Raw genomic sequence first — 22,646 nt, forward strand, 5'->3', positions numbered from 1 at the left:
TGGTTGGCGGGGAAAAGATGAAGGTCGGAAGGAATGGAATCGGAGGCTTGGGAAACAATCGTCAACCACCGTCAACAACAGTAAACTATCGTAAACGGCTTATGTGGCTGGTGAGATGACGACGGTCACAGGGGTGCCTTCGTCGGGGATGTTGTCGGGGAGGGCAATCCAGAGCTCGTCGCGGTGGTTGCCTTTGGCGCCGGAGTTGAGGATGGCACCGCGGTCGAGCCAGACGGCGACAATGCTGCCTTCGTGCTGGGCGATGAAACCGCGCTCATCGATGTAGGAGCCGTTGAAGATCCAGGTATCGAGATCGGGCGGCGACTTCCGGGTGTCAATGTTCTGCACCATGGCGTTCAGCGGCTCCTTCTTGATCTCCTCACCGACTTTCCATTCGACGCTGATCTTCACCAGGTTGCCGCCCTTGTCCTTTGGAGGCTCTTCCTTCCAAACGGTGGGGCGCTCGTCCTGCGGCACATGTTTGAGCAGGCCTTCTGTGGCGGCCTGGTAGTTTGCGAGCAGCAACGCGACCTGGATGGAAGTGGGCTGCACCGTGGTGGTGAGGACGGTCTCGTGGGTCTTGCCCGTGTCCGTCGTGAGCATGTACTCGATCGGGGCCTTTTTCAGGCAGACCTGGGCAGGGAAGCGCACCTCGCGGGTGGAGGCATTGATGCGGATGCCATCAAGATCATATTCGGTGGCGGAGATCTTCTTCAGCCGTTGCTGGGCTTCAGCGAGCTGTTTGGCGCCATCGACCGCAGGTGTGGCGGATGAGGATGGAGCTGGAGCGGGAGCCGCAGGCGCAGCCGGCTGCTGGGCGTGAGCGCTCAGCAGTCCAAGGGCGGTGATGGCAGTCAGCAAACGCAAGGGCAGGGGAGAACGTGGATGAGAGTTCATGCACGAAACTCATTCCAGGATTTCCCCACTGCAATGACGACTTGAGCAAGTTTTGACCTGCTCAAGCTGCCTGAATGAGCATTAAATGCTCATCGTTCATCATCACTACGGCCCATGATCAGGGGCAGCAGGTAGTAAAGAAGGTTCGCGAGGGCGCTGAGGAAGGCTGCGACGTAGGTGAGAGCTGCGGCATCCAGCACCTTGCTCATGGCGCTGAACTCGGCGCCCTGGGTGACGGCACCGGTGCTGGCGAGGATCTTCTTGGCGCGGGCGGTGGCATCAAACTCCACGGGCAGAGTGACCAGCTGGAAGAGGGTGATGATGCCGAAAGCGACCACCAGGATGGGCAGGAAGATCTTCGGTGCGAACATGGCGGCAAGGCCGAAGATGCCGATGATGTAACCGGCAGCCGTGGTGATGCCCACGGCGGCCATGCGCCACTGGAGGGGAGCATAGGCTTTGGCGTGCTGGATGGCGTGACCGCACTCATGAGCGGAGATGCCGAGGGCGGCGACGGACTGGCCATAGTAGTTCTCCTCGGACAGTACCAGACGTCGGTTGCTGGGGTCATAATGGTCAATCAAGTGCCCTGGCGCGGCCTGGATGGACACGTCACGGATGTCGTTCAGATCCAGGATGCGCTGGGCGATCTCCGCGCCGGTGTAACCGGAGCTGGCGCGGACCTGGGAGTAACGTTTGTAATTGGAGCTGACCTTCCATTGGGCGTAGAAGGCGAGGAGCATGGCGGCAATGATGAACAGGAATGTCATGGAATCGGGGGGGATTATATAAGGTTCTACGAGGGAAAAGAGAAAGCGGAGTCAGGAGGAATGTTGAGTGGAAAATGGGGGTGAAATTCGAATCGTGGCGGTCGGCGCGACCCGGGAATGCATTGCTGCCGTCTGGTGAGAGAGCTACATGGACGGCTTATGGACTCGCCCCCAGCTTCCACACCTCCGCCGCTGTTCTCCCAACCGCCTCCGCTTCCCCAAGCGCCGAAGCAAGGCCTGTCTGGAGGCGCCATCGCGGCCATTGTCGGGGTGACAATCCTTGCCGCGCTGGCGGTTCCGACCTTCAACAAGATCCAGGAACAGGCTGAGAAACTGAGGGCGGAAACTCGTGTGAAGGAACTCATGGTGCCCTTAACTGAAGCGGAGAAAGTGCAGGCCGAGGCCTTTGTGAAAGAGTTGATCCAGGCGGTGGAGAAGAGCGACAATGCAAAGATCCATGCCAGCATGGATTATGATTTCCTTGCTGAGGAGATCTTCCATGGTTTCAGGGACTTCACCCAGGCAAAGAAGGGTTTCATGGATTCGGCGACCAACAATGAGGGGGGGATTTTCCGGGAGGTGGTGGGGCAATCTGGACGCATCGTGCGCCACTGGAAGCGAGGCGGCATCCCGACGATCACGCTGCGCTTCCTGCCGGACGATGGCGGAGCCTCCTATTTCGACATCCTGCTGATCCGGCAGAAGGCGGGAGGCTTCAAAGTCGGCGACTTTTACAGCTACCTTTTCGGCGTGCAGTTCAGCAAGCAACTCCGGCAGACGATGGCCTTCATCACTCGAGCGGATGCGGGTGTGCTGGAGCAGATCATGGGACGGGTGGCGAGAAAGAATGACATGGATGCCTTGGCAGAGATTGCCCAGGCGAGCCGCGAGGGTCGTTTTCAAGACCTGATCACCCTTTTTCACAAGCTCTCTCCCGAGATGAAAAACCAGTCCACGATCTTTCTTCAGTATGTGACGGCACTCCAGCGGCTGGGGGAAGTGGGGGAGGCAGAATATGTGGCGGCGCTGGAAAAGGCACGAGGGATCCTAGGCGAGGAGGTCACCATCGACCTGCTCTTGATGGACCGCCATTTGTTGAAGGAGGACTACACGGCCGCACGGAAGGCGGTGGAGGCCTCTCTCAAGACCATCGGGGACGATTCCTACCTTCTTCATCTGCAGGGCTTGATGTGTGTGCGAACGAACGACCTGCCAACCGCCAGGGACGCGCTCAAACGTGCCGAAAGCCTCGAGCCGGACCTGTTTGATCTGGTGGATCTGAAGATGCAGATCCGTGCGGCGGAAAAAGATTACGCGGGTGTGATTGAGGCCATCCATGCTTTCAAGGCCTTTACAGGGGCCACGATCACGCCTGACAGGCTGACGGAATCGGTGTATGATGACTTCAAGAAGTCACCCGAGTTTACCTCATGGAGCACGACTGTGAAGAAAGCCGCTCCATGACCGTTCTCTTCTCCTTGGTGCCGTTTTGCCTCGTATTCTGAATTTCCCCCGTTGATGATCTTTTCCCTCACATCACGCATCCTGCGCACCGTTGATCCTGTCTGCCTGGCCAAGGTTGGCTGGAACTTTGGCTTTAAAGGTGCCCGCTCGGTGATGCTCTTCAAGCAGCGGATGGAGAAGGGGGAGTTCTTCCCGCCCTTCCTCTACATCTCCATCCTGAACTCCTGCAACCTGCGCTGCCAGGGCTGCTGGGTGGATGTGGACAAGCCGCGAGAGGCCATCAACCTCGATGAGCTGAACAAGATCGTGAATGATGCGAAGAAGCATGGAAACTCCTTCTTTGGCCTGCTGGGCGGGGAGCCCTTCATGCATCCGGAGCTGCTGGACCTGCTGGCGATGCATCCGGACTGCTACTTTCAGATCTTCACGAACGGCCAGCTCATCACGGAGAAGGTGGCCACCGCGCTGCGCAAGCTGGGGAATGCCACGCCGCTGGTCAGCGTGGAAGGGAACAGCACGGTGAGTGATGAGCGTCGCGGCAAAAAAGATGTGCTGAACCGCACGCTGCGCGGCCTGCAGAACTGCCTGGATGCCAAGCTGCTGACCGGTGTGGCCACGAGCCTGTGCCAAACGAACATCAATGATCTGCTCACCCGTGAATGGCTGCAGAAGCTGATCGACATGGGTGTGCACTACACCTGGTATCATACCTACCGGCCCGTGGGGCCGAAGATCAATGAGCAGCTCGCCCTGACGCCGGACCAGATCACGCAGACGCGGCGCTTTGTCACCGACATGCGCGCGGAGATGCCGATCGCCATTGTGGATGCCTACTATGATCACAATGGCAAGGCGCTGTGTCCCATGGCCACGGGGATCAGCCATCACATCGGGCCTACCGGGGGGCTGGAGCCGTGCCCGATCATCCAGTTTGCCACGGAGAATGTGCGCACGGACCGGGATCTTTTTGATGTCTTCACCCAGTCCGCCTTTTTAAAGGACTTCCGCGAGACGGCGGCGCAGCACACGCGAGGGTGCGTGGTGCTGGAGCGCCCGGATCTTGTGAAGGCCCTGGCCATCAAGCACTCCGCCAAGGACACGACGATCCGCCAGACGGCCATGGCCGAGATCGAGTCCATGAAATCCCGCACCAGTCAATGGCGGGAAGAAGAGGAAATTCCCGAGAAGCATTGGATGTATAAAGTCGCCAAACGCTTCTTTTACCATGATTTTGGGGTGTACCGGAAATTGGACCCGTCCGCATATAGTCCCAAAGTGTAATAGAAAATGTCACGGTCTGTATGAAATTCACACTTGCCGAAAGCGGTTTAAACTCCTTAAATTAGCGTCACCTGCCTCAATCCCTCATGAAACACATCCTCTCCCTCATTGCTCTCACCGTGGTCACGAGCAGCTTCGCCGCTCCGATGAACTCCAACATCGCTTATGTGCCGCTTCCTTCCCCGGACGCGACCCCATACTGCGGTCAACGCCCTAGCAAAAGCATCTTCGGTGGTTACACCTCCATCAATCGCAGCATCAACCGCGGCGAGACCTCCGTCACCCGTGACCGCATCGTCTATTATGAAGATGCCACCCTCGAGAAGTTCGGTGACCAGTACTACTGGGCGATCACTGTGACCCTGGCTGACGGCTTCACCGGCCCGAACACCTATGCTGGCAAGCCCGGCTCCAATGCAGTGCACATCTCCAAGGCCCGCGCCCTGGTGCAGCACGGCAATGTGATCCATTGGCTCTACCAGCCAACGCATCCTGAGCGCTCCCACATCCCAGTGCGCTAATAGCATCTGACTAAGGATTCTTATTTTCCGCGAGGCGGGCCGTTCTGGCCCGCCTCGCTTGTTTTTTGTTTTATCCCGGAAGGGGCATGCCCGCGCTTGCAGATGCGCTGGGTGGCTCCATTTTCCATCCTCAACCCCCAACATGCCAGAATCCCCATCCACCCTCCTTTACTGCCGCTGTGCGTATGCGCAGGTCGTGCCCAGTGGAGTGAAGAACGAGGTGCTGCAGCGCCTCTGTGATTCCGGAGCCAGCTTTGAGAGTGTGTCTGACCTCTGTGAGATGGCTGCGCACCGTGATCCGCGTCTGACGGCGCTGGCCTCCTGTGGCAAGCTGCGCATCGCCGCCTGCTATCCGCGTGCGGTGAAGGGGCTCTTCCAGCAGGCAGGGGCACCGCTTCCTGAAGACACGGAGGTACTGAACATGCGCACGCAAACGGCGGTGGAGATCACCGAGGCGCTTCTCTCCTCCGATTCTGCAACGGCCCTGACGGCTTAAACGTTTTCCATTCATGATCACCCACACTCATCGTCCGCTCCGGGTTGTCCTTTATGAAGGGCAGGGGGCCATCGCTCTGCCGGCGGAAGCCCGCACGAAGGTGATGATGGCGCTTTTGGACAAGGGCTATGCTGTCACCCGTGCAAGCAATGGGGGCACGCCGGCCATGCCGCATGATGACCGCAGCCTGCTCGTGCTCGGCCTGTTCCCTGACCAGACCGCTCCGCAGATCGAGGACGCCACCGGCCAGGTGAAGATCGAGACGCGTGACATCAGCGGGCTGGATGTGGAAGGCATCCTGGCGCTGGTGGAAAAGAACCGCGGCACCACGACGATGAACGAGCCGGGCAAATGGAAGCCCTGGTTCCCGGTGATCGACTACACCCGCTGCACGAACTGCATGCAGTGCCTGAGCTTCTGCCTCTTTGATGTCTATGGCGTGAGCTCGGACAACAAGATCCAGGTGCAGAATAACGACAATTGCAAAACGAACTGCCCTGCCTGCTCCCGTGTCTGTCCGGAAGTGGCGATCATGTTCCCCAAGTATCAGCAGGGGCCCATCAATGGTGACGAGGTCAATGCGACTGAGGCCGGACGTGAAAAGATCAAGGTGGACATTTCCTCCCTGCTCGGTGGCGACATCTACTCCGCTCTAAAGGATCGCAGTGCTGCTGCGAAGTCCCGCTTCAGCAAGGAACGCAGTCCGGACAAGGCACTGGATGAGCGTAAAAAGTGCCTCACCAAGCTTGTGGGTGACGGCTTCATTCCCGCAGATGTGCTGGCCAGTCTGCCCAGCCCCGATGAAATCCTCCGCAAGGCCGCGCAGGCGAAAGCCAGAGCCGAGGCAGCCCTCGCCGCGCAAGGATGAACCGGCGGCGTGTTCTCTCTGCGATGCTTTTGGTTGCCGGGTCCAGTGCGGCCCAGGCGCGTCAGGCTGCCGTCAGCACCATGTCCGAGACGGATCTGGTGGACTTCGAGCGCCAGCCCGAGGGTGTGAAGCGGCTCATCCGAGATGCGCTCGCCCTGACACGACGGAAGCTGACCTATATCTTTGGCTCATCCAATCCGGCGCGCGGTGGCATGGACTGCTCCGGGACGATCTATTATTTGTTAGGTCAAGGAGGTGTGAGATTTAACGAGCTGCCCCGCCAGTCGGATGAGATGTGTGCGTGGGTGCAGGCAAAGTCGCGTTTTTACCGCACGCGTACCGCCACCTCGCTGAGTCATCCCGAGTTCGCGAATCTTCAGCCGGGAGATCTTGTCTTCTGGTCCGGCACCTACAGCGCGGGACGCCGCGTCCTGCCGGTGACGCATGTCATGATTTACCTGGGCCGAAGCCGCAGCACCGGCAAGCCGGTGGTCTTCGGTGCGAGTGATGGCCGCCGCTATGAAGGCCAGAAGCGCACGGGGGTCAGTCTGTTTGATTTTGTGATGCCGAAGCCGGGTGCCAAGGCTGCAATCTATGGCTATGGGCGCATTCCGGGATTGGTGGCCGCGTCTTCGAGGCCTTCGTCGAGTCGTGGAGGATTCTTCAACCGGTTGTTTGGCGGAGGGTGAGTAAGTCGCGACTCCTACGCTTGACGTGATGACGATTGAATCGCTCAATCACACTCCATGCCCACCCACACCACCCGCTTCGCTCCCAGCCCCACGGGGTGGCTGCATCTGGGGCATGCGTATGCGGCGCTGTTTGCGGCTGACAGGGCAGGGGATGGACGGTTTCTGGTGCGCCTCGAGGATATTGATGCCACACGTGCGCGGCCTGAGTATGAGGCGGGCATCTTTGAGGATCTTTCTTGGTTAGGCCTGAAGTGGGAGCAGCCGGTGATCCGGCAGTCGGAGCATGTGGCGGTGTATCGCGCGGGTTTGGAAAAGCTGCGAGCCCTGGGGCTGCTCTATCCCTGCTTCTGCACACGCAAGGAGATCCAGCATGAGATCGCGCAGGCGGGGAATGCGCCGCATGGTCCCGATGGTCCGCTGTACCCCGGCACCTGTCGCGGCAAAAGTGCGGCTGAGGGAGAGGAGCGCATCGCCAGTGGTGAGGCTTATGCCCTGCGCCTGGATGTGGTCAAGGCCATGGCTCTGGCGGGCAAGGAGCTGTCATGGATTGATCGTGCTCATGGCGCCTTCACGGCGACTCCGGCCATTTTTGGTGATGTGGTGCTGGCCCGTAAAGACACGCCGGCGAGTTATCATCTGGCGGTCGTGCTCGATGATGCAAGGCAGGGAGTGACGCGGGTTACTCGCGGCGAGGATTTGCTTCCTGCCACGCATCTGCATCGCTTGTTGATTGATTTGTTAGGTCTTCCTGTGCCTGAGTGGGAGCATCATCGGCTGATTTTGGATGATCAGGGACGACGACTCGCGAAGAGGGATGATGCGAGGTCGCTGCGTACCCTGCGAGAGCAGGGGTGGACGGCGGAGATGGTGAGGAAGGAGCTTGGGATTTGATGCGGAAGCTGTGCCTTCGAAAGGATGTTCTGGCCACGATCCGCTTTGGCTTTACTCTGGGTGGGCATGCCGAAGCCAACGATTCGACTTTATGACACGGTAGGAACTGGCCTGATCATCGGCTGGAAGAGTGGTGTCATTATTTCAAATCAGACGGGAGGATTCTCCTGCCTGCAGCCTGAGATGGAGGGGATCTATGTTCCTTTGCGGAATGACTATCGGATCGAGGGTCTCGTCTTCGAGTCACCCGAGATTGAGCTGAGCGCCTATTTCCGTGGACCGAAGCATCGCGGATCTGGTGCCGTCTCAGGCCTGGACGTCATAGATGCTGATTTCATTGATGGAGTGCTTCAGCGAGCGAATCTAAGCCGTGCCGTCATGGTGGATCGAGGTCGGCTTCGAGACTCCAATGAGGCTTGGGTTCATGTGACTCTGATTCAAGACGAGTGGAATGATCCAAGCTTGGGAGTGTTCGCGGGTTTTGGCCCCTATCCACGGCCTGCGATTTTGACTTGGTCCAACAGTGACTGAAATCACGACGAGTCGGCTTCTGGCGCGCTTTCAGACGCCGCGGTTTGTGCTGCATAGAGTTGACCGACGTGACTCCAGTCGATGACGGGTGACTGGCAAGCTCCAGGCAAAAATGCATAAGGAAATGAGCCAGACTGAATGGAGAGCGAGCATGTTCCAGGCATACATTCCGTCTGCACCGAGCGAGTCCCAGAATCCAAGGACGACATGGTCATGTGAGCGAGTAGAAATGTAGACGAACGCGATCGCGATGCATGTGCATGCGGGCACCCCGGCTAAGAGCAAGATCCGAGGCAGGGGCAGCCTCGGGGCTGGAGGGCGGGGATGCATGGCCGAAGACACAACTGCCAGAAGGAGGAAGTAGAGCCCGGCAGCGAATGGCGGGATGGCGTATGTTTCATCGACGTAGACCATGGAGTCTGCCATCTCCGCGAGACGAAGAAACCCGACCGTGCACAATCCAAATCCGATCATCAATGCCAGCGCCACGGACACGAATGGATACCTCTGCTTCGGCGATGACTGTGGCTGCTCACTCTGTTCTAAGTCTGGCGGTTGGATCGCGCTCATGGGGTGAGTGGGACAGGCAATGTTGAGCGCCGTTGAATCTACGCAGTGTCGGTTTCGTCCAGCCCGTTCGAGGAAACAAAGGTGTGCCCCCACGATATGCTCATCGAGATCAGCACTCATGGAGCCATGGCTACATTGGGGTCTTCTCCAAATCCTTGAAGTAGGTGGAGAAGATGTCGCAAGCATAACTATAAGTTGCCCATCTCTCGTCGTCCTCGGTCTTGTAGCTGAGGCCGAAACCATTATCGAGCACCTGGTCGAATGAAGATTCGCCTGCGTAGGCCTCCAGAAAATAGATCAGCTTTTTGATGCGTTGTGCCCCCGTGTTCCGATACCGGTCGGTATTGTGGATGACCGCCACGACCTTTCCCTCTTTGGCTGTGACGTGGAGGAGGTAGTCGGGCAGCTCGAGTCTGTAGTCAGTGCTGTCCATCCATTCACTCGGCGAATCGCTGGGCGATAGCTCTGGAAGCCGGTTTTGCAGGGATGCAAAGTCTTCGCCCAGAGGCGCCTCGATCATCTTGGGCTTGCGAAGTAAAGCGAGTCTGAGCCGGAAGAACAGTGACATGAGGTGCCGGGTCTTTCTGAATCCACACTATGTGAGCGCGATCTACCCGGTGGAGTCAATAGCATTGAAGGCGATCTGCGATTGCTACTTTCCTTCCCCTTCCACCAGCTTCCTGAAAGGCTCGTAGCGGTTCGCATAGTCGGGATACGCGGGATCGCGTTCGGTGCCGGGGAGGTAGCGCCAGTGCTTGTACATCCAGAGCCAGCCTTCGGGGTAGGCGCGGATGGCTTTTTCAAAGTGATCCCACACGCGCTGGGTGAGGGCTTGAGTATCGTCATCGGGCTGGGGGCGGATGGCCTCGAAAATCTGCACCTGGTAGGTGCCATCGCTTGCGGGCTGGCAGACGCCGGTGATGATGGAAAGGCCGAGGCGCCTCGCGAGCTCCACATGCAGCGTGGGCACACAGGTCTTCATGCCAAAGCATTCGATGACGGTGGCGGCTCTGCCGGGTTTGATGTTGAGGTCGGTGAGCAGGCCGGCGTGGCCCTGGCGCTTCAGCGCCTTCATGAGCTTCAGCATGGCGCTCTCCTGTGAGATGACGGTGTGGCCGCTGTGCTCGCGCAGGCGCTTGAAGATAAGGGTGAGTTCCGGATTTTTAAAATCCTGCGCCACCACGGTGAAGGGCACTTTGCGAAATCCCCAGATGAGGCTGACGAACTCGAAGTTTCCGAAGTGCGGCGTGACCCAGACGGCGCCGGTTTCGCGCGCCTTCGTCTCGGCTTCGGGATCATCCATGCGGATGCTGACATGCTTCTGCCAGTTTTCCTGGGTCAGGGCCTGGGCCCAGAAGAGATCGAGGAAGGTGCGGGCGAAGTTTTGATAGGAGCCGATCGTGATGCGGCGGACGTCAGCATGACTCAAGGTGCCGCGAAAGGCGGCGCGGAGGTTTTGCCGCGCGGTGCGGCGGCCGCGGGAGTCCGCCAGATAGGCGATCCGGCCCACGCCACGGGCCAAGGCCATGATGAACCAGCGCGGCAGGCGCGGCAGCAGCCAGGCGGCGAATGCCACCAGGGCGGTTTCAAAGAAATATCGGAGCTTCTTCACCTTGGCAGTTGGACGAATGGAAAAAGGCGTTACAGGTGCAGGTATGGCAGTGCCCAACCTCACATCCATTCTCAAGAGAATTCTCAAAGCGCCTACCGCTCCTTTTCATGAATATCATGTCCGGGCGGAGATCGAGGCACTGCTGAAAGACTGCCCCAATGTGAAGCTGAAGCGCGACAAGTTCGGCAACTTGATGGCGACCTACAAGAGCGGCAAGAGCAAGAGCAGCCCGACCTGGGTGCTGGGCGCGCACATGGATCACCCGGCCTTTGTGAAGAAGCCGAACAGCAAGAAGAGCGAGTGGGATTTCCTGGGCGGTGTGCCGCAGGATCTGGTGGATGCCGGTGTGAAGCGCGGCCTGCGCAGCAAGCCCACGGGAGCTATCGCTACATGGAATTTCCCCACGCAGATCAGTTTTGAAAAGATCGAGGCGACCGCCTGTGACGACCTCATCGGTTGCGCGGTGATCGTGGCCACTTTCTGGGAGCTGGCCTCCCTGAACCTGAGCACCACCTGTCATGCGGTCTTCACGCGTGCGGAGGAGGTGGGCTTCCTCGGAGCCTGGCATCTGGCGCAGAAGTGGCCTTTCGGGAAGAATGACGTTTTCCTTTCCATCGAGACGAGCCGTCCGGTGAATGGCGCGGTGATGGGCAGCGGCCCGGTGGTGCGCGTGGGAGATCGCATGTCGGTCTTTGATAGTGAAGGCGTGGCGGTGCTGATGACGACTGCGAAGGAGCAGGGCATCCGCGTGCAGCGTTGTCTGCTGGATGCCGGTGCTTGTGAAGCCACGGCGGTGCAGGCTGCTGGCTATCGCGCTGTCGGTGTCTCGGTGCCTTTGGGCAACTACCACAATCTGGACGCGAACAAGGAGATCGCTCCTGAGTACGTGATGATGAATGACGTGCGTTCCTTGATCGATCTGCTGAAGGCTCTCGTAGCCACGAAGCATGATGGCATCGGCGAGCGGACCATCCGCGAGCGTGTGGAAGTGCGCATGGAAGAATACGGTCCGCATCTCAAGGCAGCAGCAAAGCTGTTCAAGTGAGCTGACGCCTTCGTGCAGAGCCAAGCAGACGCTGCTTGGCTTGGCTCAGGTACCGGCGGTCGTGGCGCTTTTCCGGCATTCGCTTGGCGACATGCCGGTGACGGCGCGGAAGGCACGGGTAAATGCGCTGTGATCTGAGAACCCGCACTCCAGCGCGATCTCGGCGATGGAAGCATCTGTTTCCCGTAATAGACGCGAGCCTGCGGTGATGCGGGTTTTGGTGATCAACTGCATGGGGCTGATGCCGTGGATGCGCTTGATCACGCGGGCAAAGCGCGCGGAGCTCATGCCGGATTTTTTGGCGAGTGACGAAGGACTCAGGGGCTGGTCAAACGAGCTTTCGAGATGGCGCAGGGCCACGGCGATCGCGGGTGGCACGTCGTCGCGGCTTACCAGCGCGGTGAGATCTTTGGAGATGCCGATGAGTCCGGTGACGCGGCCGTGCTCGTCGCGGATGGGGATCTTGCTGGTGAGACCCCACACAGGCTTGTGAGGCTTCCGCCAGAACATCTCCAGGCGCTCGATGATGGGCCGCCCGGTGCGCAGGACCTGCGCGTCTTGCTCGGTGGGGATGCGGCCGAAGTCGCCTGGGCAGACATCACAGGGACGTCTACCGATCATCTGGGCTTTTTCGCTGAGTCCGTGCCGCTCGACGAGGGAGTGGTTGACGACGACGTAGCGCCCTGCGGCATCCTTGATGAAAAACGCCGTGTCGTGCATGAGATCGGCGATCTGCTCGATGTGAGTCGTGTCGATGAGCAAGGCTCCCTTGTCAGAGAACAGTCCTGGGAGACCCGTGTTCGGTTTTTTCATGCGATGCGAGGTTGAGCAACGGCCCTGGGGTGAACGCCTTTGCATCCACACACGCATTTGTGCGGCTTTCACTGCCTGTGGCGGCCATTCGAGTCAAGACGCTGGCGGCAAACTCAGTCATGGTCGGCGTTGCTGTGAGAACTTTTCCGCCATCACTCATCCTGACCGTTGCTGCCATGCTGATGCACTCTTCTGCTTCCCTGGCGGCTGCCGCTGAACTCAATGCACCTTCATCTCTGCGGGCCAAGGCGGCGAGTGGAGACGCCGCCGCGCAGCTCTCGCTCGCCATGGCGCTGCGTGATGGCAAAGGCGCCGAGAAAAACGATGCCGAGGCCATGCAGTGGGCTCACAAGGCGGCGGATCAGGGACATGCGGGCGCGATGGATTTCATCGGCTTCGCCTATCTGCGCGGTGCGGTGGTGAAACGGAATCCCGAGGTCGCGTTTGGCTACTTCAAAGCAGCGGCGGATGAATCCTCGCAGGCCGCCTTCAACCTCGGTCAGTGCTATTTCGGCGCGCAAGGCACGGCCCAGGATTGCACGAGGGCGCTGGAATGGTGGGTGAAGGCCGCGGATCAAGGTCACGGCCGCGCGGCCGCCACGGCAGCGATGGCTTACCATGCGGGCGAAGGCATCCCACGCGATGCGGTGAAGGCCCGCCGCCTGGCTGAACGTGCCGCAGAGCTGAACAATCCGGCCGGCCTCGTTTTTCTGGGGGAGCTGCAATTCCAGGCGGGTGAATTCGAGGCCGCGAAGGCGAGCTGGATTCGGGCTTCCAAACTCCTTCCCACGCAAGCGACCGGTCATCCTTCGCAGCCTTCTGACAATGCTTCCGCGCAGCAGGCCGCGGACCTTTTGAGGATCATGAACTACCGCCAGCGCAAGGGCGAGCCGGGCAAGTTCGCCCATGTGCCGATGCCACACATCCTTCAGGGCTATAACAACTGCGGCTCCACCGCGTGCGCGACGTTTGCGCGCTTCCAAGGCAGCGAGATCTGCGGCTGGGATTTTAAGAAACTCTGCCCCTCACCTCTCGGCACCGGCACGGACTGGGGACATCTGCTGGATGCCTCGGCGAAGATCGGCCAGAAGTGGAAGCTCACGACCTTCACGCCTGATGAGGAAGGTTTCGAAAAGGCCACCGCCATGCTGCGAAGCGAGCTGGATGATGGCCGCCCGGTCGTGGTCGATTTCAAATACATCGGCCCGCAATACCCGAACGGCAGTGCGGGGCACACGCTGAGTGTTTGCGGCTACATCGCGGAGGAGGACCTCTACATCCTCTGCAATCCCGCCGTGGCCACACCTGGGCTGCAGCTCATCACCGCCGCGGATTTGAAGGATTTCTGGCGCTCCGACCACTATGGCGCGCTGTCCAAAGGCGTGCTCTCCCGTCCCGCGTTTGTCATTGATCGCTCATGAAACCGATCGCCTCCACCTTCCTTGCGCTCCTTGCGTTCTTTGGCGGGCAAGCCGACGCCGCTGACAGCGCGAAGCCTAACATACTTTTGATCTTCGCTGATGATGTGGGCTGGGGGGATGCTGGGTGCTACGGGGCCACTCTGGTGAAGACGCCTAACATCGACCGCCTCGCCCGTGAGGGGCAGCGCTTTGTCAATGGTCATGCCTCGGCGGCTGTCTGCACGCCCACGCGCTACTCGCTAATCACCGGGCAGTATTCGTGGCGGCATCAGGCGGAGGGATTGAACAAAGGGGTGGCCAAAGGGGATGCGCCGCTTCTCATCCCAACCACGATGACGACCGCGCCTGGACTGCTGAAGCAGGCGGGCTACCGCACAGCGCTCATTGGCAAATGGCATCTCGGGTTTGGTCTGACGAAGCCGGATTTCAATCAAGAGCTGCGTCCCGGGCCGCTCGAGACTGGCTTTGATGAATACTTCGGCCTGCCCGCGACGAACGACCGCATCCCCGTCGTGTTTGTGCGAGATCATCGTGTGGTGGGGCTCGATCCCGCTGATCCCATCCGCTACAGCTACGATGCTGCCGAGGCCAAGGCTCAGGGCATGAGTCCCTGGGCCGCCGGGCGCAACCGCATCGGGTGGGGCACGGGCGGGAAGGCCGCGTGGTGGAAGGACACCGAGATTGCCGAGACGCTCGTCCGCGAGAGTGTGCAGTTCATCGAGCGCAGCAAGGAGAAGCCGTTTTTCCTGCTCTACGCCCCGCACAATGTGCACGCGCCCGCCATTCCCGGCCCCCGATTTGCCGGAAGCAGCGGCCTCACTCCGCGTGCTGACATGCTGCAGGAACTGGATGCATGCATCGGCGAGCTGCTCCAGACACTCGACCGTCTCGGCCTAACGAAAAATACGCTCATACTTTACAGCAGTGATAATGGTGCCTACGTGATCGACGAAAAAGGCCACAAGCCCGGCGGTCCTTTTCGCGGCAAAAAATCCCAGCTCTGGGAGGGCGGGCACCGCGTGCCTTTCGTCGTCCGCTGGCCCGCGCGCATCCAGCCTGGTGTGTCTGCGGACCTCGTCTCCACGCTCGACATGCCTGCGACCATCTGCGCTGCCGCCGGGATCACGCTGCCGAAAGGCTCACTGCCCGACAGCTACAATCTGCTGCCCGCGATGCTTGGCGAAAAAGACGCGCCCAAACGCGATCACCTCATCCTCATGAGCGGCAACGGCGACCTTGCCATCCGGAGTGGCCATTTGAAATATGTCCCCGACCTCTCCCTTGCTGATGGCTGGTATGCGAACAAAAAGAAAAGCGCCACAGCCCGCAATCTCCCCGGCCTCTACGACCTCGCCAAAGACTCCGGCGAAACCCAGAACTTGCTACCCGGACGATCCGCCGAAGGCCAACACCTCGCCGATCTGCTGGCAAGGGACCAGGCCAGCATGGTGACCCGCCCCTGACATCTGTGAGGGCTCAAGCGATCAAGGAAATGACGACTGCATGAACTGCCTGCTCACCTTCATCATCTCGCTGGCTTTGCTCTGCGGCACCTTGGCGGCGGACAAGCCAAACATCGTCATCATCCTTGCCGATGATCTAGGTTATGGCGATGTGCGTTGCTACAATACCGACTCGAAGGTGTCGACGCCGAACATCGACAAGCTTGCGAGCGAGGGCATGCGTTTCACGGATGCACACAGTCCGGCCACCGTCTGTACGCCGTCACGTTACAGTCTGATGACAGGGCAGATGGCTTTCCGTGTGCCACGAGGTGGAACGGTCTTCACGGGAGCGGGCGGGCCGTCATTGATCTCTCCGGGGAGGCTGACGCTGCCGGCGATGCTGAAGCAGCAGGGCTACGCGACTGCCGCGATCGGCAAATGGCATATCGGCCTAACGTTTCGTGATTCCGAAGGCAAACCCATCCACAAGGACGGCATCGAAGCCGTCCGCCGCACCGACTTTTCACGTCGAATCGAAGGCGGGCCGCTTGATCATGGTTTTGATCACTTCTTTGGCACTGCGTGCTGTCCCACCACCGACTGGCTCTATGCATTTATCGACGGTGATCGTATTCCCGCGCCGCCAATGGGACCGATCGATCGCTCCACGCTGCCGAAGCATCCGTATGCGAATGACTGCCGCGGAGGTCTGATCGCGCCGGATTACCCGATGGAAGAGGTGGACATGCTGTTTCTGCAAAAGAGCCGTGAGTTCATCACGCAGCACGCGAGCAAGTCACCGAAGCAGCCTTTCTTTCTCTACCACGCCACGCAGGCCGTGCATCTGCCGTCCTTCCCTGGAAAGGACTTCCGTGGAAAAACGCAGGCCGGGCCGCATGGTGACTTCATCGCCGAGTTCGATCACGTCGTTGGCGAGTTGATGCGCGAGCTTGAGAAAAGCGGCCTCGCCGACAACACGCTGGTCATCCTGAGTAGTGACAACGGCCCTGAAACCACGGCCGTCGTCCACATGCGCGCCGATCACGCCCATGACGGTGCCAAACCCTGGCGCGGGGTGAAGCGCGACTCCTGGGAGGGCGGGCACCGCGTGCCGTTCATCGTGCGCTGGCCTGCCCGCGTCAAAGGGGGCACGACGAGTGATCAACTGACGTGCCTCACTGACATCATGGCCACCGTCGCCGCCATCACTGGCTGCGAGTTGCCGCGCGATGCTGCGGAGGACAGTTTCAATCTCCTTGCCGCCCTCGAAGGCAAAGCCACTGCTCCTATCCGCCCCTATTTGATCACTCAAGCCTTCAGCGGCTCTCGCACGCTTTCCATTCGTCGCGGTCAGTGGAAATACATCCACCACCGCGGATCCGGCGGAAACAACTACGAGAGAGGCGAGATGGCCTCCTATGCCCTGGCTGAAGCCACGCCGGAAGTCCCCGCCCAACTTTACGACCTCGCCACTGACCCCGGCGAGACGACCAATCTTTACTCAAGGAAGCCTGAGATCGTGAGGGAACTCAAAGCCCTGCTGGACCTTTCCAAAACTGCGGGCCGCAGCCGTCCATGAGAACTCTGCTCACCATTCTTTGTGTTCTCAGTGTCCTCGGCAGTGTGCCGCTGTCTGGCGCAGAGCCAAGGCCTAACGTCCTCTTCATCGCGTTGGATGATCTCAATGATTGGATCGGCTGCCTCGGTGGACATCCGCAGGCGAAGACGCCAAATCTTGATCGTCTGGCGGCGAGCGGGATGCTGTTTCGCAATGCCTACACGGCAGCGGCATCGTGCAACCCCTCGCGCAGTGCGATCTTCAGCGGCCTGCCGCCGCATCGCTCAGGGCTATACAACAACGTGCAAAAGATGCGTGAGGTGCTGCCGGAGGCGGAACTCCTGCCGCGCTATTTCTCACGCCACGGCTACTGGTCCGCAGGTTCCGGGAAGATGCTCCACTACATCATTGATCCGCAGAGTTGGGATGACTACTTCCCGGACAAAGCGAAGGATGATCCCTTCCCGCGCACGTTTTATCCCAAGGAGCGCCCGGTGAGTCTGCCAAGGGTTGGTGACTGGCAATACATTGAGACCGACTGGGCCGAGCTGGACGTGACCGATGAGCAGTTTGGCGGTGATTGGACCGTGACGAAGTGGATTGGCGAGCAACTTCAGCGCGAGCACAAGAACCCATTCTTTCTCGCCTGCGGCATCTACCGGCCGCACGAGCCGTGGTTTGTGCCGAAGAAGTATTTCGAACCATTCCCGCTCGAAAGCATCCAGCTGCCGCCTGGATATAAAGAGGGAGATCTCGTGGATGTGCCGCCCGCAGGGCAGCGCCTGGCGCGGAATCGCTACTTTGAACACATTCAGAAGAACGAGCAGTGGAAGAATGCCATCCAGGCTTACCTTGCGTCCATTCATTTCGCGGATGCGATGCTCGGCCGTGTGCTCGATGCGCTGGAAAGCAGCCCGGGGCGCGACAACACCATCGTGGTACTCTGGAGCGATCACGGCTGGCATCTTGGCGAAAAGGAGCACTGGCAAAAATTCACTGGCTGGCGTGTGTGCGCCCGCGTTCCGCTCATGATCCGGGTGCCCAAAGGCGCACCCGGTTTGCCCGAAGGCACTGCGCCAGGCGGCATCTGTGATCGCCCGGTGAGCCTTGTCGATTTGTTCAGCACTCTCACCGAGCTTTGCGGCCTTCCAGCGAAGCCGGGCATCGCCAGTCGCAGCCTCGCGCCGCTTTTGCGCAACCCCAGAATCGAATGGCCTCACGCAGCCATCACCCATCTCGACAAGCCGGAGAACTACGCGCTCAGCACGCAGCGCTGGCGCTACATTCACTATGCCGGCAGCGAGGAAGAGCTCTACGACATCGAGACTGATCCGCACGAATGGAACAACCTCGCCACCAAGCCCGATCACACTGCCAGGCTCGCTGAAATGCGTTTGCTCGCGCCCAAACATATCGCGCCCACCTACCCATCGAAACCATGAAGCTCATTCTCACCCTCGCTGCGTTCGCGGCATTCCTTGGCGGCCATTCGCATGCTAAACCGCTGAAGGTCTTCATCCTCGCCGGACAGTCGAACATGGAAGGCCATGCGAAGATCGAGACGTTTGACTACATCGGCGATGACCCGGCCACAGCTCCGCTGCTGCAGCAGATGCGGGGTGCGGATGGTAAACCCAAGGTGTGCGACCACACATGGATTTCCTATTTGACCGGCAAGTTCGATGGCAGCGCGAATGGTGAGGGCACCGGGAAGCTTACGGCGGGTTTCGGTGCTCGCGGAGGTGATCCCACGAAGGATGGCGGCAAGATCGGTCCGGAGTTTACCTTCGGCCTAACAATGGATGCAGCGCTGAAGGAGCCGGTGCTCATCATCAAGACAGCGTGGGGTGGAAGGAGTCTTCACACCGACTTCCGCCCGCCGAGCGCCGGGCCCTACGAGATGAGTGAGTGGCAAAAGGAGAACTACCCTAAACAGGAGGGCCATGGCATCCCGAAGAACTTGGAGAAGTGGAAGGCCGACAAGGTGAAGGAGACGGGTGTCTTTTACCGGTTCATGGTGGACCATGTGAAAAGGGTGCTGGCTGATCCCAAGCGCGTGTGTCCTGCCTATGATGCTGCGCAGGGCTATGAGATTGCTGGATTCGTGTGGCTGCAAGGCTGGAATGACATGGTGGACGGCCACACCTATCCCGATCGCGGCAAGCCGAACCGTTTCGCGGCTTACAGTGATGCGCTTGCCCACTTCATCCGTGATGTGCGCAAGGATTTCGGAGCGCCGAAGATGCCTTTCGTCATCGGTGTCATGGGAGTCGGTGGCTTGAATGCCAATCCAGAAACGCTGGTCTTCCGTGAGGCGATGACGGCTCCCTCGCAGATGCCTGAGTTCAACGGAAATGTCTTCGCGGTGCCCACCGCGCCGTTTTGGTCCGAGGAACTCGGCGTGATCGATGACAAGCGCGCCCAGGTCCGCCAGATGGGCTCTTACCTGAACAACAAGCACAAGGATCATGCGAACGCGGACGGTCACATGAGCGAGGAGCAGAAGCGCGAATATCTCCAAGACTATGAAGCCAAGCTGATCTCGCCCGCTGAAGAGGCTCTGTGGAAGCGCGGGGCCTCGAATGCAGGCTATCATTATCTCGGCTGCGCGAAGACCTTCGCGCTCATGGGCAAGGCGTTTGCGGAGACTCTGCTGCGCCAACCCACTGCTGCGGTGAACGCACCAAAAGAGGGTGAGATGGCGGGCTATCTTTTTGGTCCGGCAGAAAAGGTGCCGGAGGAGTTCAATGGCGGCTTTTCCCTGTATGCTGCGGCATGGCCGCTGGTCGGCACTTATCCTGGACACAAGTTTCAAACCGGACTCTGCGGCACATGGATGCATCCGCAGTGGACGGAGGCGCAGAAGCCGAAGGAAAAATGCTACACCGACATCGAGGGCGGACTCGGCTGGTGGAGGGACACACACTTCCCGACGATCACGCCGAAGTTCATCATGGGTGGTGTGGGGCCGAACTTCTCCGTGATCGCGAATGGTCCGGGTTATGGCGCAGGCACGTGGGAAAAGCCGCGTGGGCAATATGGCGTGGCACAGCTCAGTCCGTGGGTGCTGTTTCCGCTCGATGGTCTGAACCTGAAGCAAGGGACGTGCGGCGAGCTCTTCGGCTATGGCTACCTGCCGCTGCCGCTGACGAATCCGAAAAGGACCACCGCAGGCAAGGATGTGCCCACGGGCAACCATTGCTGGACGTTGTTTCTGAGCACCGGAAACTTCAAAGGCCCGGTGGCTTTCTTCACGCCGTTCTTCTGGTCGCAGGCAACGGTGGAGCATCCTGAGTGGGCTGGATTGATGCTCGACTCATGCCCAGCCGGGCCTAACAAGGCGATCCAGATGGAGACCCAGCATGTGCCCGCCATGCTGGCGACCGACAACGATGGCACTCAGTATGCACGTGTGGCCCCGACCTCGTTTCCCCGGGGGGCGGATGGACATTCGAGGGTGCTGCACCGCATCACCGCGTATCAAAAAGCGGCGCTGTGGGATGATGTGCAGCGCTGGTTTGAGGGTGGTGCCGCGTCTGAGGGGCGCATCCAATCAGAGGCTGCCGCCGTGCACAAGTTTCGTCAGGGCGGTGGCTCGAACTGGAGCATCTATCCGCCGGGCACGAAGCGCGAAGACAAGATCTCGCTAGCGTGGAATTCCTTTGCCACGTCCTTTTCTCCAGACGCAATCACGTTTGGCTACCAATGGAATGAGCAGACGACATCTGCCCACGGTCCGCTCGTCACGCTGCCGGAATATTTTCGTCTGGATTCGAATGGCAAAAAGCCGCAGTGGCAGGTGATCTCGTCCAAGGATGTGCCTGCCCATCTAGGCCTCACCCAGCACCGCTTTGAAACGCCGAAGGAGAAGCCGCAGGAGCCACGCACGACACCGGATGATGCCGCGAGCTGCTGGAAGAAACCCGGGCCTGCGGCTGGTCCATTCAAGGCGCGCCTGGGTGATGGCAGTGTGGTGACGTATTATTGGTATCGCTTCGCCGACCAGCCGGCGATGCTGAATGCTGACCTCACCGACGAAGAGCGCGAACAGGTGCAGAAACGTGCCGAGAAACTGCATCGTGCCTGGACGAAGGACCGTGACTATCTGCCACCGCCTGATTTTGGGAAGCTCGCCGAGATCGACCCAGCTCTTATCCTCACGCCGCCGAAGGGTTTAGAAATCGGCTACGTGCCCATCGCAACCCAACAGGAACTGGAAACGCCATGACACCTGTCTCCATTTTCAACGACGTGATCGGTCCTGTGATGAGAGGGCCATCAAGCTCTCACTGCGCGGCGGCGCTGCGCATCGGACGACTGGCGAGGGATCTGATGGACGGTGAGATCACGGAGGTGCTCGTGGAGTTTGACGTCTCAGGCTCGCTGCCAACGACGCATGAGAGCCAGGGGAGTGACATGGGGCTCTTTGGTGGCTTGCTTGGCTGGGAGGCTGATGATGAACGCCTGCCGGACTCTGCGCAAGCACTGGCCGATGCGGGGATCAAGATGCGCATCGAAACGATCGATGTCGGTGACGCGCACCCGAACACGTATCGGCTCACGCTCAAGAACAGGCGGGAGCAGCACTCGCTCATCGCTGTCTCCACCGGTGGTGGCATGATGGAGGTGCTCAGCATTGATGGTGTGCCGATGCACATGGACGGCGGCTATCATGAGACACTGATCTGGCTGCCCAATGGAATCTCAGGACGCTTTGAAACTGATGAGATCATCATCCACCCGGTAGAAAAGGGGGTGATCGTGCAGATCGAGGCGGCTGGCTTTGTTTCCACGGAGGGATTGAAGCCGGCCTCAGTCAAGAGGCTCGCGCCGGTGCTGCCTGTGCCGTCACGCAAGGATGTGCGCGTGCCGTTTGCGAGTTGTGCGGAGATGCTAGCGCATGATGCCGCGAAGCACACGCCGCTGTGGCAGCTCGCGGTGGAGTATGAATGCGCGCGAGGCAGTTTTACTGAGAAGGAAGTGATCGCCAAGATGGTCGAGATTGTGCGCATTTTGCGAAAGTCGATCACGCAAGGGATTGCGGGGACGAGTTATGAGGATCGTGTTCTGGGGCATCAAAGCGGGCGCTTTCAGGACATGCTGAATGCGGGCCTGTTGCTCGATGGTGGTGCGCTGAACCGCATGGTGCTCTACGTCACGGCTCTGATGGAGGTGAAGAGCAGCATGGGCGTGATCGTGGCCGCGCCCACGGCGGGTGCATGTGCCGCGCTTCCCGGGGCGGTGATCGGCATGGCAGAATCCATGAATCGCGGAGAGGATGAGATGGCGAAGGCGATGCTCGCCGCTGGCTTGATCGGCGTCTTCATTGCCACGCGCTGGACTTTTGCGGCGGAGGTGGGCGGCTGTCAGGCCGAGGGCGGGGCGGCATCATCCATGGCAGCGGCGGCTCTCGTGACGCTGGCAGGTGGCACGCGTGATCAGGCCATTGCCGCGGCTTCGATGGCGTTTCAATCCATGCTGGGCTTGATCTGTGATCCCATCGCGAACCGTGTCGAAGCTCCTTGCTTGGGCAAGAACGTCATGGCTGCCAGCAATGCCCTTTCTTGCGCGAACATGGCGCTCGCGGGTTTTGACCCTCTCATCCCGCTGGATGAAGTCATCGATGCCGCGAAAGCGGTGGCCGAGCGGATGCCGCGTGAGCATCGCTGCACCTCACTGGGCGGTCTGGCGGTGACGCCGACCTCGTTGGCGATCGAGAAGCGGCTCGCAGGCCTCAAGAAGGGCTGCGGCAGCTGCTCCTGTCATTGAGC

General features: G+C 59.8%; 20 protein-coding genes. 15 read left to right on the forward strand and 5 right to left on the reverse strand.

What is annotated here, in order from left to right; genetic code table 11:
* Positions 1 to 99: 99 nt before the first annotated feature.
* Together BGE01nite_RS08360 and BGE01nite_RS08365 are read right to left on the reverse strand one after the other, a co-directional pair.
* Positions 100 to 897 carry a YdjY domain-containing protein gene (locus tag BGE01nite_RS08360; RefSeq protein ID WP_146849984.1) on the reverse strand — a complete coding sequence of 266 codons (798 nt, stop codon included), beginning with the start codon at positions 895 to 897 and terminating at the stop codon, positions 100 to 102.
* 89 nt (positions 898 to 986) lie between these two features.
* Entirely contained in the window at positions 987 to 1,667 is a 681-nt protein-coding gene (locus BGE01nite_RS08365) for a zinc metallopeptidase (RefSeq protein WP_146849985.1), read from the reverse strand.
* Between the two features lie 159 nt (positions 1,668 to 1,826).
* Between BGE01nite_RS08365 and BGE01nite_RS08370 the strand changes: the two genes are divergently transcribed.
* From BGE01nite_RS08370 to BGE01nite_RS08405, 8 genes are all read left to right on the forward strand, one after another.
* A complete protein-coding gene (locus BGE01nite_RS08370; RefSeq protein WP_146849986.1) occupies positions 1,827 to 3,131 on the forward strand; it encodes a tetratricopeptide repeat protein in 1,305 nt (434 codons plus the stop codon).
* A 54-nt stretch (positions 3,132 to 3,185) separates the two neighbouring features.
* Entirely contained in the window at positions 3,186 to 4,412 is a 1,227-nt protein-coding gene (locus BGE01nite_RS08375; RefSeq protein WP_146849987.1) for a radical SAM/SPASM domain-containing protein, read from the forward strand.
* Between the two features lie 86 nt (positions 4,413 to 4,498).
* Positions 4,499 to 4,933, forward strand: a complete 435-nt coding sequence (locus BGE01nite_RS08380; RefSeq protein ID WP_146849988.1) for a hypothetical protein — start codon at positions 4,499 to 4,501, stop codon at positions 4,931 to 4,933.
* A 142-nt stretch (positions 4,934 to 5,075) separates the two neighbouring features.
* Positions 5,076 to 5,429 (forward strand): hypothetical protein, encoded by a 354-nt coding sequence (locus tag BGE01nite_RS08385; protein WP_146849989.1) that lies wholly within the window; start codon positions 5,076 to 5,078, stop codon positions 5,427 to 5,429.
* Between the two features lie 13 nt (positions 5,430 to 5,442).
* The gene (locus BGE01nite_RS08390; RefSeq protein ID WP_146849990.1) at positions 5,443 to 6,297 is read left to right on the forward strand and encodes a 4Fe-4S dicluster domain-containing protein; all 855 of its coding nucleotides are present in this window, start codon (positions 5,443 to 5,445) and stop codon (positions 6,295 to 6,297) included.
* An 80-nt stretch (positions 6,298 to 6,377) separates the two neighbouring features.
* A complete protein-coding gene (locus BGE01nite_RS08395; RefSeq protein ID WP_170266677.1) occupies positions 6,378 to 6,986 on the forward strand; it encodes a C40 family peptidase in 609 nt (202 codons plus the stop codon).
* A 57-nt stretch (positions 6,987 to 7,043) separates the two neighbouring features.
* On the forward strand, positions 7,044 to 7,880 hold the full coding sequence (gene gluQRS, locus BGE01nite_RS08400; protein WP_146849992.1) for a tRNA glutamyl-Q(34) synthetase GluQRS: 837 nt from the start codon (positions 7,044 to 7,046) through the stop codon (positions 7,878 to 7,880).
* Positions 7,881 to 7,946: 66 nt separating this feature from the next.
* The gene (locus BGE01nite_RS08405; protein WP_146849993.1) at positions 7,947 to 8,411 is read left to right on the forward strand and encodes a DUF6210 family protein; all 465 of its coding nucleotides are present in this window, start codon (positions 7,947 to 7,949) and stop codon (positions 8,409 to 8,411) included.
* 700 nt (positions 8,412 to 9,111) lie between these two features.
* On the opposite strand, the gene BGE01nite_RS08410 is transcribed toward BGE01nite_RS08405, so the two are convergent.
* Together BGE01nite_RS08410 and BGE01nite_RS08415 are read right to left on the reverse strand one after the other, a co-directional pair.
* Complete coding sequence (locus BGE01nite_RS08410; protein ID WP_146849994.1) at positions 9,112 to 9,549, reverse strand: hypothetical protein; 438 nt, start codon at positions 9,547 to 9,549, stop codon at positions 9,112 to 9,114.
* A gap of 84 nt (positions 9,550 to 9,633) precedes the next feature.
* On the reverse strand, positions 9,634 to 10,593 hold the full coding sequence (locus tag BGE01nite_RS08415) for a lysophospholipid acyltransferase family protein (protein ID WP_170266678.1): 960 nt from the start codon (positions 10,591 to 10,593) through the stop codon (positions 9,634 to 9,636).
* A 43-nt stretch (positions 10,594 to 10,636) separates the two neighbouring features.
* Between BGE01nite_RS08415 and BGE01nite_RS08420 the strand changes: the two genes are divergently transcribed.
* The gene (locus BGE01nite_RS08420) at positions 10,637 to 11,638 is read left to right on the forward strand and encodes a M28 family peptidase (protein ID WP_170266679.1); all 1,002 of its coding nucleotides are present in this window, start codon (positions 10,637 to 10,639) and stop codon (positions 11,636 to 11,638) included.
* Positions 11,639 to 11,683: 45 nt separating this feature from the next.
* Here the strand turns inward: BGE01nite_RS08420 and BGE01nite_RS08425 are convergent, their stop codons facing one another.
* Positions 11,684 to 12,451, reverse strand: coding sequence for a helix-turn-helix domain-containing protein (locus BGE01nite_RS08425; RefSeq protein ID WP_146849997.1), 768 nt, complete (start codon positions 12,449 to 12,451; stop codon positions 11,684 to 11,686).
* A 176-nt stretch (positions 12,452 to 12,627) separates the two neighbouring features.
* Between BGE01nite_RS08425 and BGE01nite_RS08430 the strand changes: the two genes are divergently transcribed.
* From BGE01nite_RS08430 to BGE01nite_RS08455, 6 genes are read left to right on the forward strand one after another with little or no spacing between them, the layout of a single operon-like run.
* Positions 12,628 to 13,872, forward strand: a complete 1,245-nt coding sequence (locus BGE01nite_RS08430; protein WP_170266680.1) for an SEL1-like repeat protein — start codon at positions 12,628 to 12,630, stop codon at positions 13,870 to 13,872.
* A complete protein-coding gene (locus tag BGE01nite_RS08435) occupies positions 13,869 to 15,335 on the forward strand; it encodes a sulfatase family protein (protein ID WP_146849999.1) in 1,467 nt (488 codons plus the stop codon). Before BGE01nite_RS08430 ends, BGE01nite_RS08435 begins: the two co-directional genes overlap by 4 nt.
* A 40-nt stretch (positions 15,336 to 15,375) precedes the next feature.
* On the forward strand, positions 15,376 to 16,896 hold the full coding sequence (locus BGE01nite_RS08440; RefSeq protein WP_146850000.1) for a sulfatase family protein: 1,521 nt from the start codon (positions 15,376 to 15,378) through the stop codon (positions 16,894 to 16,896).
* Positions 16,893 to 18,317, forward strand: coding sequence for a sulfatase (locus BGE01nite_RS08445; RefSeq protein ID WP_146850001.1), 1,425 nt, complete (start codon positions 16,893 to 16,895; stop codon positions 18,315 to 18,317). Before BGE01nite_RS08440 ends, BGE01nite_RS08445 begins: the two co-directional genes overlap by 4 nt.
* Positions 18,314 to 21,103: a sialate O-acetylesterase gene (locus BGE01nite_RS08450; protein WP_146850002.1), complete on the forward strand. Its 2,790-nt coding sequence runs from the start codon at positions 18,314 to 18,316 to the stop codon at positions 21,101 to 21,103. Before BGE01nite_RS08445 ends, BGE01nite_RS08450 begins: the two co-directional genes overlap by 4 nt.
* A complete protein-coding gene (locus BGE01nite_RS08455) occupies positions 21,100 to 22,644 on the forward strand; it encodes an L-serine ammonia-lyase, iron-sulfur-dependent, subunit alpha (protein ID WP_146850003.1) in 1,545 nt (514 codons plus the stop codon). The genes BGE01nite_RS08450 and BGE01nite_RS08455 overlap by 4 nt, the downstream gene beginning before the upstream one ends.
* The last annotated feature ends 2 nt before the right edge of the window (positions 22,645 to 22,646 follow it).

Source organism: Prosthecobacter gellanilyticus, from assembly GCF_007992435.1.
GTDB classification, from domain to species: Bacteria; Verrucomicrobiota; Verrucomicrobiia; order Verrucomicrobiales; family Verrucomicrobiaceae; genus Prosthecobacter; species Prosthecobacter gellanilyticus.

What these genes read in the sequence shown, in the direction of transcription:
- BGE01nite_RS08445 (WP_146850001.1), top strand. Translation starts at nt 16,893, where the DNA reads ATGAGAACTCTGCTCACCATTCTTTGTGTTCTCAGTGTCCTCGGCAGT.
- BGE01nite_RS08390 (WP_146849990.1), top strand. Translation starts at nt 5,443, where the DNA reads ATGATCACCCACACTCATCGTCCGCTCCGGGTTGTCCTTTATGAAGGG.
- BGE01nite_RS08380 (WP_146849988.1), top strand. Translation starts at nt 4,499, where the DNA reads ATGAAACACATCCTCTCCCTCATTGCTCTCACCGTGGTCACGAGCAGC.
- BGE01nite_RS08365 (WP_146849985.1), bottom strand. Translation starts at nt 1,667, where the DNA reads ATGACATTCCTGTTCATCATTGCCGCCATGCTCCTCGCCTTCTACGCC.
- gluQRS (WP_146849992.1), top strand. Translation starts at nt 7,044, where the DNA reads ATGCCCACCCACACCACCCGCTTCGCTCCCAGCCCCACGGGGTGGCTG.
- BGE01nite_RS08410 (WP_146849994.1), bottom strand. Translation starts at nt 9,549, where the DNA reads ATGTCACTGTTCTTCCGGCTCAGACTCGCTTTACTTCGCAAGCCCAAG.
- BGE01nite_RS08455 (WP_146850003.1), top strand. Translation starts at nt 21,100, where the DNA reads ATGACACCTGTCTCCATTTTCAACGACGTGATCGGTCCTGTGATGAGA.
- BGE01nite_RS08385 (WP_146849989.1), top strand. Translation starts at nt 5,076, where the DNA reads ATGCCAGAATCCCCATCCACCCTCCTTTACTGCCGCTGTGCGTATGCG.
- BGE01nite_RS08435 (WP_146849999.1), top strand. Translation starts at nt 13,869, where the DNA reads ATGAAACCGATCGCCTCCACCTTCCTTGCGCTCCTTGCGTTCTTTGGC.
- BGE01nite_RS08370 (WP_146849986.1), top strand. Translation starts at nt 1,827, where the DNA reads ATGGACTCGCCCCCAGCTTCCACACCTCCGCCGCTGTTCTCCCAACCG.
- BGE01nite_RS08360 (WP_146849984.1), bottom strand. Translation starts at nt 897, where the DNA reads ATGAACTCTCATCCACGTTCTCCCCTGCCCTTGCGTTTGCTGACTGCC.
- BGE01nite_RS08395 (WP_170266677.1), top strand. Translation starts at nt 6,378, where the DNA reads ATGTCCGAGACGGATCTGGTGGACTTCGAGCGCCAGCCCGAGGGTGTG.
- BGE01nite_RS08420 (WP_170266679.1), top strand. Translation starts at nt 10,637, where the DNA reads ATGGCAGTGCCCAACCTCACATCCATTCTCAAGAGAATTCTCAAAGCG.
- BGE01nite_RS08430 (WP_170266680.1), top strand. Translation starts at nt 12,628, where the DNA reads ATGCTGATGCACTCTTCTGCTTCCCTGGCGGCTGCCGCTGAACTCAAT.
- BGE01nite_RS08440 (WP_146850000.1), top strand. Translation starts at nt 15,376, where the DNA reads ATGAACTGCCTGCTCACCTTCATCATCTCGCTGGCTTTGCTCTGCGGC.
- BGE01nite_RS08450 (WP_146850002.1), top strand. Translation starts at nt 18,314, where the DNA reads ATGAAGCTCATTCTCACCCTCGCTGCGTTCGCGGCATTCCTTGGCGGC.
- BGE01nite_RS08405 (WP_146849993.1), top strand. Translation starts at nt 7,947, where the DNA reads ATGCCGAAGCCAACGATTCGACTTTATGACACGGTAGGAACTGGCCTG.
- BGE01nite_RS08375 (WP_146849987.1), top strand. Translation starts at nt 3,186, where the DNA reads ATGATCTTTTCCCTCACATCACGCATCCTGCGCACCGTTGATCCTGTC.
- BGE01nite_RS08425 (WP_146849997.1), bottom strand. Translation starts at nt 12,451, where the DNA reads ATGAAAAAACCGAACACGGGTCTCCCAGGACTGTTCTCTGACAAGGGA.